This window comes from Paenibacillus mesotrionivorans, assembly GCF_046098205.1.
Lineage (GTDB): Bacteria > Bacillota > Bacilli > Paenibacillales > NBRC-103111 > Paenibacillus_AR > Paenibacillus_AR mesotrionivorans.
The window spans coordinates 53,731-68,663 of the sequence record NZ_JBJURJ010000018.1 but is presented as its reverse complement, the minus strand read 5'-3'; the positions used below and the strand labels follow the sequence as shown (position 1 = coordinate 68,663).

Below are 14,933 nucleotides of genomic sequence, written 5' to 3'. Positions count from 1 at the left end.
ACTAATATAATACTAACTATAACGTCTGCCCATTATACGCTCAAACCTCCTAATAATCCGGTATGCACTGCTTTTAATAAAATCTTTTTTATTATTTAATAGTGGTAATATATATTCTGAAAGTCGCTGTTCGTTACAAGCTTTAGATATTAGCTCTTGTAATTCATACTGATTAATTTGTGGAACTCCTTTTATGACTAAATCAATTAACCAAAGCATTGTTACTTCCTCAATATCACTGCTGTTAATCGGACAAATACTTACTATTTCCTTTAAGAAGAACCTATGCTTGTATTCCTTATCGTTAAAACGTTGTAAAATGTAATCCTTTTCGGCAAGATAGCAGTTATGCCCAATAAATTTCCCTAATGATCGTCTCTCGGTCCAATAATCAAATCCTAAGTCGCAATACTCTTCCCATATTTTAAACAAAATAACGAAAGAATCATGGTTTACAGGATACTTTTGATCTTTATATTCATTATTTACGATAGAGTGCAATATTACGGATCGAACATCCGCTTCACACATTGTTAATTTATTTATTAAATAATCAGTTATCGGGTAATTCTCATTCAAACTATTTAATGCATCAGATAAACAATCTTCCCAATAAGAATTATAGTTATCTATTTTTTTCCCTAGAATGTTAAATGCTTTAACAGGATCAATTAAAGAAACGATATTGCACAAATTTATCTGTTCTATATCATTTCTGGAACTGTCTAACTTATTTAGTGCTATTTGTGCAAGTTCAACATCTTCAAGATCATATATGTAATTTGCAGCGCTAGCCCCAATTGAATCTTCACATAGCAATTCAAAGAGACACTCAATCAAGCTTTCAAATTTAATTGGTTTGTAATTATCGTCTCTAAATCCATAAATTATTTTGTGTTTAACTTTCGTAGAGTCGCTTTTCATGAGGTCCAACAATTCTTTTTTAGCTCTTTCCGTTTTGATTTTACCTAATATCTCGACAGCAAATATGATATCCTTCTCACTTTCGGAATTTGCAAGTTCTACTAATCTCTTATATAAATCATCTGAATCAAAAGTACTGATAACTTCAGCAATATTACCTAGTATCATTTCGTCTTCTTCATTATCCAGTTTCATTGCTTCGTCAAATAAAGTGTCTAACATACTAGGTATAGCTAATATTTTCAAAGCTTTATCGTATCCATTTGACCGCCATGCTCTGTCAGTTAATAAACCCCTTAAGGATCTATCAAACGACTCAAGTACGCCGCATCGAGCTAATACCATGGAAGCTGATACTGATAGTTGCTCAACCTCGTTGTTTTGCATCTTTAACAATGCTTCCTTCTCTCCAAATTCCCCTATATATTGTAATGAATGTGCTAATGTTTCTATTTCTGCTTTACTAATAGAGGGGGTGTATATTCTTTCGTTGAGAATTTGGAATAATTGAGCACCAATTTCTATTTCTTTTATTGCTGCACCTTGAAAAGCAATTACTGCAAATAAAATATCAGTATTCGCAATTTTCCTTAATACCGATTTTGCCTTTCCTTTCTCTAATAGTCCTACAAACAAAACAAGAGTTTCATTCCATTTTAAATTTTTTATTTTTTCTTCAATAACAAAGGGATCATTGTTGAAATATTCCAAAAGACTAAACGCTGCTAAAAATTCAGTAATAGTTTGGTGAAAAAAGGAGATATCTCCCTCGACATCGGTAACCATAATTCCAGATTTAATACTATTTTGTAATACCCTCTCGGTTATTTCATCGGTAAACCCATAACTTTGAAATTTAGACAAGAATCCGCTAGGTTCGATAGTGTGTATCCCTTTATCCACTAACTCATAAGCTAGGTTAGCTAAAATCTGATGAATGACATTAATATCAATATTCGTTTGATGAATTATTTGTTTTTCTGCCAATTGTAAATAATATTCTAGTAGATTTTTTATGTCATCAACTTGTTTTTTATCTTGGCCTAATTGTATATAAAGACTAAGAAACAAGGGATTTAGAAGTATATTCTTCATTTTTGGGGATAAATTATTGATATTATCGTTGCTATTCTCAGAAAGAATCACATCTAATTGAGTATAATTAAGTGGCTGTACCTCATAAACAGGATAATCAAGAAATTGAATGTAATTCATTGATCTTGATGTTACAACAAAACGATTTTTTGAATACAAATTTGTTAGCCACTGCAAATTATTGTATAAAATTCTTGTCTCATCTTCGATAAGATGCCTAGGAGCTTCATTCACAGCATCGAATATAACAGTAAACCATCCTTTCTCTAACGCATCATCTACATCTAAATTTGAAGGTAACCTGTTCTCTATCATTTTTCTTAGGTCACCTTTATATTCCTTCATTGACAAGAGCACAGGAATAGAATGCTTTAAATCAAGTTCATCGACACTGTTACAAGTGCGTAATTTATCCAAACATAGTTTGGCTACCGAATAAGTATATTTTTGGACTGAGTTTGTTTTACCTGTTCCCGGTGAACCAATAACAACGAGATTATCATTTAAATTCAAAACTTCGTTTACTGGAACGTTAGATTTAATGAGACGTACTTTGTTACTCTTTCCCTTATAAAGGTCATATCTTTGTTTTACACTTATATTAATTACTGACTCATTCACTTTTAGTAGAACTTGACAAAGTGATTCAAAATACCTAATAAGTGAAGCTTTTAATGACTCAGTCTCTTCATAAACATCTTTACGGTACTCTGTAATAATATTTTCGAGCATTAATAATAATCTTTCATGACTTCTTATTTTATTGCCTTCCTTAATTCTTTCTACTGTCTCATACGAAATAATATTTATACCATACTCTTTTTTCCAATATTCCGCTTCCAATTCCCCGATATCAGCCATTATTGCAAAATGTTCCCGCTCCGCTCCGTGGAAAGTAGAGCTTATCTCATCTTTTAATATTTGAAAATCAGGATCTCTCAGACCAAAACCTAAATAAATTATTGGTCTAGAGGCGAGAAGAAACTTCAGTGTCTCAATCGTCGACCTATTTTCATTTACCAATCTTTTATAGTCTTCTCTTGATAGAACTATTGTTTTCGCGCTATTTATACTACCATGTATTTTAAAAACAAACTTAGCGGCTCCGGACTTCTGAAGCTTCGCTTGTTCTACAGGCTGATCATTATTCACAACAGATAATTTTGATTTTCTTTTTATATAGAAGATGTCTTCGATAAGTTCATCATAATTGGTTGTAATGAAGCAAGTCGGCCCTAAGTCGATTATCAATTCGTGTATATTGTGAGGTATTGGATTTGACCTTATAAACGTATTTTCAATAAAATCACTTAAATCGGCGTCTCTCATTTTTGATGCACATAAACTTGCCGCAGTCAAAAGGTCTCCCTTGTTTATCATTCCTTGTATTTCAACTTGATGTTTTTCTGATAGACCCCGATGTACTAGGAAATTTACCATCTGTTTAAGAAGACCTTCCCAGTGCGGTAACCCGGACCACATAGATATACCAGAACCAACGAATAAAATACTTTCAGTGGATTTCATAGCTTCTAAAAAATTCCTCGGGTAGTTCACTTTGGTTCCCACCTTTTATTTTGCTCTCGCAACGATCTCTTCTAAAATACATTGTAATACTACCATATTGTGGGGAACATAGGACAGTCATAACCTTTAGTAAAAAATGTGTGTTTTCTGGGCTATTAATTGTATTTCGCCTCATTTGTGATACGGTTCCCCCCGACTAATCTTAAACGCTCTATAAATCTGCTCCACCAGCACCAGCCGCATCAGCTGATGAGGGAGGGTCATGCGGCCGAAACAGAGTTTGATGTCGGCGCGCTTGAGTACCGAAGCGGACAGGCCGTTGGAGCCGCCGATGACGAAGGCGACGCTGGAGCGTCCGTAGGTGCCCAGGTTCTGAAGCTGCGTCGACAGCTCCTCGGAGGACCACATGGCCCCGTCCAGGGTGAGGGCGATGACGTAGGTATCCGGTTTGATCAGGGCCAGCAGGCGTTCCCCCTCCTTGCTCTTGACCTGCTCCTCCTCCGCCGCGGACATGTTGTCCGGGGCTTTTTCGTCCGGGACCTCGTTAATCTGTATCTTGGCATACGGGCCCAAGCGTTTGACGTATTCGGCGATACCGTCCACCAGATATTTTTCCTTCAGCTTGCCAACTGCCGCGATTTGAATATGCATCTATGTTCCTCCGCTCGATCTGTGTGTAAAGACTCCTCTACGCAAAACACCGGCTCCCCCAAAAGAAGCTTCTTCACGCCTCTCTTCCGGAAACCGGTGCTTCTGGACGATCCCCTATTGTGGATAACATCCCGTAAACCTGTGTATAATTTATTATTCTTCTAATATAAGAATTATCCACATGTGGACAAGATCTGGAGACAGCCGCTCTCATCCGCCCATCCTCAGCCCTTTCCACATATCCACAAGCCGCCCTACACCACCAGATATTTGGCCTCGCAGGTACAGCCCTTTTCCTCGCAGGTTGGAGGCGGGTTCCAGCTCTTAAAGTGAGTCTCCTTCAGATCCACCACATCCGGCGCATCCTCATATTCATCCACAAAACGGTCAATCGCCAGCTCCACATGATCCTTACATACGACAAACATACGGCTTCACCTGTTGTCCTTTCTATTACTGCTGCTGATTTATTTCAATTCCTCCAGCACCAGGGTGACAGAGGCTTTTTTGCCTGCCCGGTAATAGGTGATTTTCAATTTATCCCCTATTTTCTTCTCATTATACAGATACTTGCGCAAGGACAGGGTTCCGTCAATGGATACCGTATCCATTTCCACTATCACATCATTGGTTTTCAGTCCGGCGTTTTTGGCCGGGCCTTGAGCTTCCATGACGACAGCGCCGCCCTTCACTTCAGAAGGAAGCTTCAGCACCTCTAACCCTTCCTTAAACCCGGCCAAATCCAAGGTGGAAACCCCAATGTACGGCCGCTTCACCTTCTGATCCTGGATCAGCGCGTCGATGATTGGCTTCGCCTCGTTAATGGGAATGGCAAAGCCCAGTCCTTCCACACCCGTTTCCGCCAGCTTCATGCTGTTGATGCCGATAACCTTGCCGTCCAGACTCACCAGAGCGCCGCCGCTGTTGCCCTGATTGATGGCGGCATCCGTCTGGATCAGGTTCATTTCCCATTCCACACCGCCCATACCGTCCGTGAGGGAGGGCAGCAGCACCTTGGGGGAGCTGATCACCCCTACCGTGATGGTTTGGGCATAGTTAAGGCCTAAGGGATTGCCGATGGAGATAGCCGTTTCGCCGGATTGCAGGCTGTCGGAGTCACCGAACACCGCGGTCGCCTTAATTCCCGCAGCATCCACCTCCATTACCGCCAGATCGGTAATCCGGTCGCTTCCCAGGACGGTGGCTTTTTTCCGGTCGCCTCCGGACATGACCACCTCATAAGCCGCGGCGCCCTCCACCACATGATTATTGGTGACGATCCGCGCTTTGCCGCCTTCCTTATCGAAGATGACGCCCGAGCCGATAGCTGTTCCCGTTACCTTCTCCCCATCCTTGAAGGTGCTCACCACACTTACTACAGCAGGTGTAACCTTGGCTGCGGCTGCCACAACCGGGTCATTCCCGTAGGAAGCCCGGGCTGTTTTGCCGGACGAGCCTGACCCATCCCGGCTGAAGCCGCCTACCAGCAGCACCAGCACCAGCATAACGGCCATGCCGGACACCAGCGCGCCGCCAATGATCCAGATCAGCCGTTCATCCGGTCGGCCGGACGGGGCACCGAGCTTACGGCCTTTCCAACGGCCGGAGACCCGGGTGGAGTAAAAATCATCGTCAAACAAGCTCATTGACGGCGTCCTCCTTCTTTTGCGCGTATCGCACTTCTTGGCCAAACGGCATATGTACCGCCTGACTGGGGCATTGTAGGTAGCATAAATTTTTCGAGAGAAAAGAATGATTGCCCGTCATGTTGACCAGACTGATAGAATACGCTGTTACTAGAGGACATACTATCGCTAGATTCATTCCTGAAGCCTGCCGTCTTACCCGTGTCATACTAACCGGTTATACCCATCCGCCTCAACCAAAAAGGAGCGTGCATTCATGCGGCAACCCCTGTCCATTACCGAGCAGATCGATCTGGCCGGCAAACTCGGCGATCTGAAGGAGCAGCACTATAACCATACTCTTCTATTAACCGCCCTGCTGGAGCTCCTCACCGAAAAAGGCCTGCTTACCACCGAGGAAATCCGGGCCAAAGCAGCCGACCTCCATCATATGGCATACCACGGTCTGGATGAGGACCTGCACTCCTGAGCCAAGGGGATAATGTCCGACAAGGCCGCCCTACCGCACCTTCTTAGCACCGCCTACAGCAGCAGCTGCCAGAACAATGCTTACGCTTCCCGCAGCCAATCCCAATGGGTCGGCCGGTCGTAATACGTGTCCATCAGCTTGGGGCCGTTGTCCCCGCACCGGACGCCGTACTGCTCCAGCACCCCGCCGACGGTCATCCGTGCCAGCTCCTGCATATTGTGGTCCCGGCTGAGATGAGCCAGGTAGACCCGGCGCAGCCGCTGGGACAGCAGCGTATACAGCGCTTCCCCTGCCGCTTCGTTGGACAAGTGCCCGGAATCGCTCAGGATCCGGCGCTTGATGTTCCACGGGTACCGCCCCATCCGAAGCAGCTCTATATCATGATTGGCCTCCAGGATCAGCGCATCGCAATCCCGCAGCTGGTCCCGGACCTTATCGCTCATATACCCCAGGTCTGTCGCCAAACCCAGCTTTTCATCCCCGTCATAAAAGCAGTAGCCTACCGGCTCCGCCGCATCATGGGAGATGCCGAAGGATTGTATCGACAGATTGTGGATCTCCACCACACTGCCCGTGTCGAGAATCCGCCGCTGCTCCGCCTCCAGCGCACCCACACACTTGTCCAGCTCCTCCCAGGTGGCCTGATTGGCATACACCGGGAGCTTATATTTGCGGGCGATAGCGCCCAGTCCTTTGACATGATCCGAATGCTCGTGTGTGATAAAAATAGCGCTTAACTCCGAGGCCGCCACTTCCTGCTCCGCCATCAGATGCTCCACCCGCTTGGCGGACAGCCCCGCATCAATCAATACCTTGGCCTCATCGTTGGCCACCACAATAGCGTTTCCCGTAGAACCGCTGGACAACACCGTGAAACGCAATGACATTTCCTTTTCCTTCTTTCTAAACTGGAATAACATGGTCCGTGCCCTCGGCCGGATATGTTATGAAAGCCTCGAAACCGGCAGAGCCGGTTTGAGGGGTCTTCTGCTTCGACTTCACTTCTTGGAATAACAAGGTTCATCCCTACGGCTGCACCGTAGTCTCCACCGCACCCGTGAAGCCATGAACGTAATACGGCTCCCGGTTGGAGAGGGTAATCCTCCAGTTGGGGACGAAGCTCTGCTCCTCGGAATCGTACAGCTGGCCGTGATAGCCCAGCCGGATGTCCGTGATGACGGCTCCCTCCGGGAGATAGTTCTCCGCCAGGCTGCGCACCGCTGCATAAGCGGAGATGATCCGCTGGCCGGACTTATCGGCAGCCTCTACTCCTGATTTTACTTCAACATAGGTTTGTTTGTAACCCGTTATTTCTCCGTTCTCCGCAAAAAGCTGCACCGTCACATCAAACATGGGCAAATCCCGGTAAATCTGATGGAACAAGAACACATCCTTCCGTCCATAGGAGGTATCCAGCCGGTACGCATCAAAGTGGCGCAGCCCGGATTTGCGCTCGATTTCCTTCAAGGTGGAGCGGTTCAGCATGCTGATGAAGCGGATAGGCTGGGACAGCCGGGTCACCTGGGGATTGCGGAATTCCTCCCGCAGGCTCACATTGATGATCGGCAGCTTGGGTGTTTCCTTCGGGATTTCCGGGATGACCCGGATGCTCTTGCTCTCCAGCAGCTTCCGCGTTTCCGCCTCCAGGTCCGCCGCCTCCTGGTCCGACGCCGCTTGGCTGAAGCGGTCCTCCCACAGCTGGTAAGCCAGGATCAGATTGAGACACAGGAAGGCAAAGATCAATATGGATTTGGCTCTTCTCCAGTCCATGACACACCCCGCTTCTTTAATTCAGCACGTCAAAGGTGCCGTCCCGCAGCTCCACAATCCACTTGGGATGATAAATCACCTGCTTCTCCTGCACCTCCGGCTGATAGCCCGGATAGATACGGGCAATAGAGGACGGCCGGCGGTAAGCGGCGATTTTGGCATCAAGCTCTGCGCCTCCCAGAAGAATCGCCTGGGTCTTCACCATATTCTTCGTGTCCGGAATCAGAATGGAGCGTTCGTAGGTGGAGACAATCCCCTTCTGCACCGCCACCTTCATATAGCCGATGGTATCCGTGCCGATATTCATAACCGGAAACCCCTCCAGATATTGGCGGAACAAAAAGGTCTGCGCCCCCACCGCCACCTTCGGCGTCAGCTGGGAATAGAGGTAGGTGCTGTTCCAGCCGCCATGCTGGTTCACAAACTGGATGGCCGACAGCAGATTGTCCCGCACCTCATTTTTGCTGTCCACCGGTGCCGAGGCCGGGTTGGAGAAGACAAACCAATGTTTGTCATTGCGCAGCTGCAGCCCCTTAACACTGTCGGTAATAATCTGGGTGCCGTCCCGCTCCTGGAGGGACCGGGTCAGGCCGGGGTCCACAAACAGGCTTCGTTTCAGCTGCTCAGCGGTATATTGCGTGTACGGCATGGTAATCCGGATGGCTGTTAACGGCTCATTCGGCAAATAATAGTCTCCCGACGCCGTATGGTAACGCGGCAGGGATTCACCCAACCGCAGCCGCATGGTCAGGTCGCTTACCGTTACATCGGCTTTGACCGCTTCATAAACGGTCAGGCTGCTGTCGGAAATAAAGAACGTTTTCACATCATCCGATATGCCGTTGGAATACAGGTAAATCCGGGTAATCAGCTCATTGGCCGGGAGCGGCTCATCCTTGCTCACCTTCATCAGACTCTGCAGCACATTCACGGGAACACCCTCCCGGAAGCGCATCTCAATGCCTTCATAATTGTCCCGGATCTCGTTCCAGTCAATATTGGCCGCCAACACGTTGGTTTTGCGCAGCCCACCGAAGCTTCTCTGCTTCAGGAAATCGAAGATATTGCGGTAATGGTTGATAAACGGCACCGGATAAAGCACCGTATGGCTTTTTTGACCGTAATGCAGAATGATCTGGTCGGGGAATACCACATCCTGCAGCTCCGCAGGGGTCCCCTCCAGAACGGACTCCACATATTTGCCTTGAGGCAGGGGTTCGGGCCGCGGACTGCTGTAGCCCAGGATGTAGCTCTGGATCAGGCTGGTCACCACAAGCAGCGTCAGCAAGAATGATTTAGCCTTCTCCATTACTCTCCCCCCCCGCTTTCTTCATGCTTCACCGGCAGTGTAAAAGCCACTTTCGTTCCTTGGTTCAGCTCGGAATCCAGGGTAATGGAGCCTCCGTGGGCTTTGACAATTTCCCGGGCAATGGACAGCCCCAAACCTGTGCCCCCCATGTTGCGGGAGCGTGCCTTATCTACCCGGTAGAACCGGTCGAAGATGCGGCTCAGGTCTTTTTTGGGAATGCCGATGCCGTTGTCCTCCACTTCAATCTCCAGCTGGCTCCCATTGTCCTTCAGCCTGGCCCGGATAGCCAGATGACCGCCGTCTCCCGTGTACTTGATAGAGTTGGACACCAGATTATCCAGCACCTGATCGATCTGATCCCGGTCCAACAGCACCTGGCCTACCGCCGGCTCCACATGGATGCCAATCCCGATATGCCGCTGGCGCAATTGGAATGAAAAACGGTCCGCCACATCCTCCAGCATCTCGCCTACGTCAGTCATTCGCTTCTTGAGTCCCGCTTCCTTGGAGTCCAGACGGGACAGGTGGAGCAGGTCCGTCACCAGACGGATCATCCGCTCCGACTCGTTGCGAGTTACGCCAACGAAGCGCTTGGCCAGCTCCGGCTCCTCCAGCGCGCCGTCCTCCAGCGCCTCTAGATAGCTCTTGATGGTCGTAAGCGGCGTCCGCAGCTCATGGGATACATTGGCCACAAACTCCCGGCGGGACCATTCCAGCTTCTCCTGCTCTGTCACATCCTGCAGCACCACGATATTGCCGGAGATTCCCTTCTCCCGGCGGTGGATGGAGGTCACCGACAGGCGCACCTGAAGCTCCTCATCCTCCTCCCGGGAATCCGGAATGGCGATCAGCTTCACCTGCACCGAATCCTGAGCCTGCAGAAGCTCCGGCTCCTGGGGAATACCCAGGAGGGTGAACAGGTCCATGCCGATGGCCACCTGCTCGTCGGCCCCCAGCATCTCCTTGGCCCGGGGATTCATGACAATGACCCGGCCCCGTTCGTCCGTGGCCAATACCCCATCATTCATATTGGTGAGGATGGAGGTCAGCTTCTCCTTCTCCTCCTCATTAATGGCCAGCGCTTCCTTGAGCCGGGCCGTCATATTATTGAACGCGTTGCTCAGCTGCCCGATCTCGTCCTGCCCATACACCCGCACCCTCCGTTCGAAGTCCCCCTCCGCCACCATCGTGGCCTGTTTGGTGATCTCCTTAATCGGACTGGTGATGGTCCCGGACAGAATCGTCCCCAGCAGCGCCGTCAGCGCCAGTGCAATCAGGGTTCCGGTAATAAAAATCTGATTGATCCGCGCAATATTGGCGTACAAATCCTCCATGGATTTCACAATATAGACGGCCCCGATGACCTTGCCGTCCTTCATCACCGGCCGGGCCAGCATCTTCTTGCGCAGGCCGTCCACATCGGTAATATTGCGCTCCGTCTCCTTGTTGTTCTGCAGCTGGAGCGCCCGGGTGACCACCTGCTGGGTATTCTTCTGCCCGAGAATCGCCGGGTCCGGCTGGGACATGCTGATGACCTCGCCGTTGGCATTCAGTATCTGCATCTCCGAGTTGTTGATCTGAAACCAGTCCTTCACCAGCTTATCCAGATCCTCACGGGATTTCTTCATATCCTCCGGACGGGCGTCCGGGTCCGTAGAGAGATTCTTCTCGGACACATACTGGGCCAGCAGCATGGCGTCGTTGTTCATGGAGTCGGAGAAGTTCTTGGTGAAGGAGCTCTCCAGGGCATTCACAAAGTACACCCCGATCAGCTGCATGGCAAACAGGATCAGGAGCACATAAATAATGATCAGCTTCAGCTGTACCGTCTTAAAAAACTTTACGCCTTTCACGCGGCTTTCGCTTCCCTCCCCGGGGCTTGAAGACTTCCTGCTGCCCACATGCCAAGCTTGCCGTTATCGAGCTGCACCGATTGCAGCACCTTACCGCACGGCGGGATTGCGCATCACATAGCCCAGTCCCCGCCGGGTCGTAATATATTCGGGGCGGCTGGGGTCATCCTCCAGCTTCTCCCGCAAGCGCCGGATAGTTACGTCCACCGTACGCACATCGCCGTAATAATCATAACCCCATACCGCCTGGAGCAGATGCTCCCGGGTCATTACCTTGCCGCAGTTGCGGGCCATGTAATACACCAGCTCGAACTCCCGGTGGGTCAGGTCCAGCACCTCACCGTTTTTGTACACCACGAACATCTCCGGGTCAATCTGCAGATTGTGAATCCGCAGTCCCTGGGCCGCCGAAGCCTCCTGAACCTGCGCAGCCGCATTGGTTCTCCGCAGATGGGCCTTCACCCGGGCCAGCAGCTCACGGGTGCTGAAGGGTTTGGTGACATAATCATCCGCCCCCAGTTCCAAGCCCAGCACCTTATCCACCTCGGAATCCTTGGCGGTCAGCATAATAATGGGCGTGTTCTTCCGTGCCCGGACCTCCCTGCATACATCCAGACCATCCTTCAAGGGCAGCATCAGGTCCAGCAGGATCAGATCATGGTCCTCCGACAGTGCTGCCTCCACCGCCTTCACCCCGTCATAAGCGCAGGTAACGGCGTAGCCTTCTTTTTCCAGATTAAACTTTAATATATCCGCAATGGGCTGTTCATCATCCACAACCAATATCCGACCGTTCATAGGGTTCCTCCCGGGCGCCGCGCCCGCTTCTGTAGTCCTTCTTCCATTCTACCAAAACCGGGGGTCAAAGTGGAGTTTACACCGGAAAAACTCCGGCGTTCTTGTTTTACCTGGTGGAATCATGGGTAAAAATTGGGAGATGCAAAAAAAGGGCTCCGGCCGGATACCCATTGGTTCCAGCCGCGCCCCCATGTTTGTGTTTAGCTTAGCGGTTCAAATATTTCAACGGATTCTCTACGGTTCCGTTCTTAATAACCTCAAAGTGCAGGTGGGTGCCGGTGGAATCCCCCGTGCTGCCCATAATGCCGATTTTCTCGCCCTTCTCCACGATCTGGCCTACCTTCACGCTGTAGGAGCTCAGATGCCCGTAGAGGGTCTTGTAGCCGTTCAAATGATTGATAATGACATGATTGCCGTAATCGGATTTGTAGCCGACATATTCCACCTTGCCGTTATCCGAGGACATAATGGATTTGTTGCCGGTCAGGTCTACACCCTTGTGCAGCTTGCCCCATCTGTAGCCGAAGCCGCTGGAGATGCTGGAGCTCAAAACCGGCCAGGCGAATTTGCCTGTGCCCTCGCCCAGAATGACCTTGGTTCCCTTACGGGCCTTGGCCTTCACAGGCTGCTGCAGGATTTCCTCGTTGAGCATTTCTTCTTCCATCCACTTGCCGTTTACCTTGGTCACCAGGAAGGTGACGTTCTTCAAGCCGTTTTTGCCCGGGGAGATCGTCTGGATAATCCCGGCACGCATATTGTCATCCAGCTCATAATCGGTATCGTACTGGATCTCCTGGCTCTCTACAACCTTCTCCACCGTCTTCACGGATAAGGTAGGCTGCAGCACCGTCAGGTCCAGCACCTGGCCGATCTTCAGCTTGTCGTCCACGATCCAGGCATTGTTCTCATAGATCACCTGGCGGGAAATATTGAATTTCTTGGCGATGAGGGAAATGCTGTCCCCCTTCTCCACGGTATATTTGGTCGGCTGAACATCACCCGTCTCCAGCTTGGCCAGAAGCTCTTCGGGCTTCACCAGCTGGGAGGGGTCAATATCCTTCTGCTTCATTTCCACCTGCTGTACAAATTCTACCTCTTGCACCTCGGATTCGCCGGGGCTCAAGGTTTTGGCTTCGTTAGAAAGAATGCTGACGCGCCCCTTCTCTGCCTGCTGCTTCTCGGCTACTGCCGCTCCGCCATGATTGGCCTTGATCTGGGCCAGCAGCTGATCCGCCGTATCCGTGTCCTTCACAATACCTACGGGCTTGCCGTCAACCACAAGCTCTACCCCTACTGCATGGGAGGTAAGCATCTGGTCCAGCATAGCCAAAGCCGCGGCATCATCGGATTCGCCTTTGTAAGCCTTTTCACTCTTCAATACGATCTCATCGGTATTCAAGACCATATGAACATTAGGATTTTCCTGCTGAACCTGGTTGTACTTGGTAATTTTGAATTCGTCTACCACCTGCGGGTTGCTTACGGTGCCGGCGTATTGATCCTTTACATATACATGGAATATGTCGTATGTATTGGCTGCTACGTATTGCTGGTAGCCCAATGTTCCCGTCCAGATTACAGCTCCCAGCGCGATAGTCCCTGCTATGTGCACCCGGTATTTCTTCAGTTGGCCAAGCCCGCCTTGGGCGGCTTCCGCCGATTGCTTCTTCACTCTGGCTCCGCCGAGCGACAATGTCTGGCCTGCTTTAAGCGACCGTTCCTTCACCGACATCAGCCATTCTTGAGTGTTAATCCTATGCAGTAAGGCGCTCCATGCCGGTTTGGCTGCGCCAGGCTTTACTTTCTCTTTTAACGGCTTGCCCCAGGATTTCACCTGCGACAGCCGTTCCAAGAACCATTTCTTCATCTTGAAACCTGTCATGATGGACTCCTCTTCAGCCAATTCTAGAAAAGTGCAAGGACCTCTCCGGCCCTCTTCATGTCTTTTCCGATGTATCTGCGAACTTCTTCACGGCAGCAAGCGACAAGAATCTGAGTCAAAATCATACCTTTACCAATTTACCACAGTATGATTTGCGATTTCAACCACATTTGTCACAGTTTCTGTGTTTGCGCTTACATGATTTTCGCAGACCAGCTGAGGCTGATCCGTCCTTCTTCCGGCGGTGTCACTGGTATTTCTCCAGAATCGCCACCACCTGCTTATACTCCTCCTGAGTCAGATGCCTGCGGATAATTTTGTCCAATTGCACCAGCTCTTCCTGGGTAATCCCGTTCTCCATCAGCTGCGAGATGGACTGCACCTCCGCTGCAGGCAGCTTGGAGACCAGGAGCGTAAACAGCTTCACCTTGTCGTCATTGGACATATTATCCTTCGTGGAGGACAAAAAATCCGAAGAGAACAGTGTTTTCTCCTGCTCCCCTGTTCCGCCGGACTGGGCCCCTTGGGCGCTGCCCGATTGGCTCCATACCGGCAAGGCATCCGCCATACCGCCGGATCCCGAAGCTCCGCTGTTTATGCTCCCCTCCTTCTCCTCCCGGCTGGAGATTGTTCCGCCTGCTCCGCCTGATGCCGCCCCTCCGGTACTATTCGGCTGCTGGTTTGTACCGTTTCCCGTTGTCCCGGACGGCTTGCCTGCAACACCTTCAGTCCCCGAATTTGCGGAGCCCACCGGCGTAAGACCACTGCCTCCGTATACCGGCTTGTCATCTTTTGCGGACACGGATTGATTCATTATATTCAGCCCGGTGCCCATTTTTTCCACAAAATCCAAAAATCCGATGCTCTGCATGTCCCCGCCGATCTGGTAATGGGCCAGTACCTTCTCCAGATAGGTGCCCACTGCCGTCCAGGTGGCGTATATGGTGACTGCCGCAATAAAAACTGCCGCCACTGCCATCTTCGTCAACCAACCCAATATCTTCATCCA

The 14,933-nt window shown here is 49.7% G+C and carries 12 protein-coding genes; 1 reads left to right on the top strand and 11 read right to left on the bottom strand.

All coding sequences use genetic code 11. The features are described 5' to 3' along the window. Positions 1-12: 12 nt before the first annotated feature. The 4 genes from ACI1P1_RS24045 to ACI1P1_RS24030 form a co-directional block, all read right to left on the bottom strand. Positions 13-3,576: an SIR2 family protein gene (locus ACI1P1_RS24045; RefSeq protein WP_416218998.1), complete on the bottom strand. Its 3,564-nt coding sequence runs from the start codon at positions 3,574-3,576 to the stop codon at positions 13-15. Between the two features lie 141 nt (positions 3,577-3,717). Continuing rightward, the gene (gene rlmH / locus ACI1P1_RS24040; protein ID WP_416218997.1) at positions 3,718-4,197 is read right to left on the bottom strand and encodes a 23S rRNA (pseudouridine(1915)-N(3))-methyltransferase RlmH; all 480 of its coding nucleotides are present in this window, start codon (positions 4,195-4,197) and stop codon (positions 3,718-3,720) included. Between the two features lie 254 nt (positions 4,198-4,451). Then, on the bottom strand, positions 4,452-4,625 hold the full coding sequence (locus ACI1P1_RS24035; protein WP_416218996.1) for a CxxH/CxxC protein: 174 nt from the start codon (positions 4,623-4,625) through the stop codon (positions 4,452-4,454). Positions 4,626-4,664: 39 nt separating this feature from the next. Beyond that, on the bottom strand, positions 4,665-5,843 hold the full coding sequence (locus ACI1P1_RS24030) for a S1C family serine protease (protein ID WP_416218995.1): 1,179 nt from the start codon (positions 5,841-5,843) through the stop codon (positions 4,665-4,667). A 256-nt stretch (positions 5,844-6,099) separates the two neighbouring features. Here ACI1P1_RS24030 and ACI1P1_RS24025 point away from each other — a divergent pair, with 256 nt between their 5' ends. Continuing rightward, positions 6,100-6,312 (top strand): hypothetical protein, encoded by a 213-nt coding sequence (locus ACI1P1_RS24025; RefSeq protein WP_416218994.1) that lies wholly within the window; start codon positions 6,100-6,102, stop codon positions 6,310-6,312. Between the two features lie 80 nt (positions 6,313-6,392). Here the strand turns inward: ACI1P1_RS24025 and ACI1P1_RS24020 are convergent, their stop codons facing one another. From ACI1P1_RS24020 to ACI1P1_RS23990, 7 genes are all read right to left on the bottom strand, one after another. Beyond that, complete coding sequence (locus tag ACI1P1_RS24020) at positions 6,393-7,199, bottom strand: MBL fold metallo-hydrolase (protein ID WP_416218993.1); 807 nt, start codon at positions 7,197-7,199, stop codon at positions 6,393-6,395. Positions 7,200-7,338: 139 nt separating this feature from the next. Further along, a complete protein-coding gene (gene yycI, locus ACI1P1_RS24015; protein ID WP_416218992.1) occupies positions 7,339-8,082 on the bottom strand; it encodes a two-component system regulatory protein YycI in 744 nt (247 codons plus the stop codon). 16 nt (positions 8,083-8,098) lie between these two features. After that, a complete protein-coding gene (locus tag ACI1P1_RS24010; RefSeq protein WP_416218991.1) occupies positions 8,099-9,391 on the bottom strand; it encodes a YycH family regulatory protein in 1,293 nt (430 codons plus the stop codon). After that, complete coding sequence (walK, locus tag ACI1P1_RS24005; RefSeq protein WP_416218990.1) at positions 9,391-11,244, bottom strand: cell wall metabolism sensor histidine kinase WalK; 1,854 nt, start codon at positions 11,242-11,244, stop codon at positions 9,391-9,393. The genes ACI1P1_RS24010 and walK overlap by 1 nt, the downstream gene beginning before the upstream one ends. Before the next feature lie 90 nt (positions 11,245-11,334). Beyond that, positions 11,335-12,042 (bottom strand): response regulator YycF, encoded by a 708-nt coding sequence (gene yycF / locus ACI1P1_RS24000; protein WP_416218989.1) that lies wholly within the window; start codon positions 12,040-12,042, stop codon positions 11,335-11,337. 205 nt (positions 12,043-12,247) lie between these two features. After that, entirely contained in the window at positions 12,248-13,924 is a 1,677-nt protein-coding gene (locus tag ACI1P1_RS23995) for a peptidoglycan DD-metalloendopeptidase family protein (RefSeq protein WP_416218988.1), read from the bottom strand. A 247-nt stretch (positions 13,925-14,171) separates the two neighbouring features. Then, positions 14,172-14,930: a hypothetical protein gene (locus ACI1P1_RS23990; RefSeq protein WP_416218987.1), complete on the bottom strand. Its 759-nt coding sequence runs from the start codon at positions 14,928-14,930 to the stop codon at positions 14,172-14,174. Between the last annotated feature and the right edge of the window lie 3 nt (positions 14,931-14,933).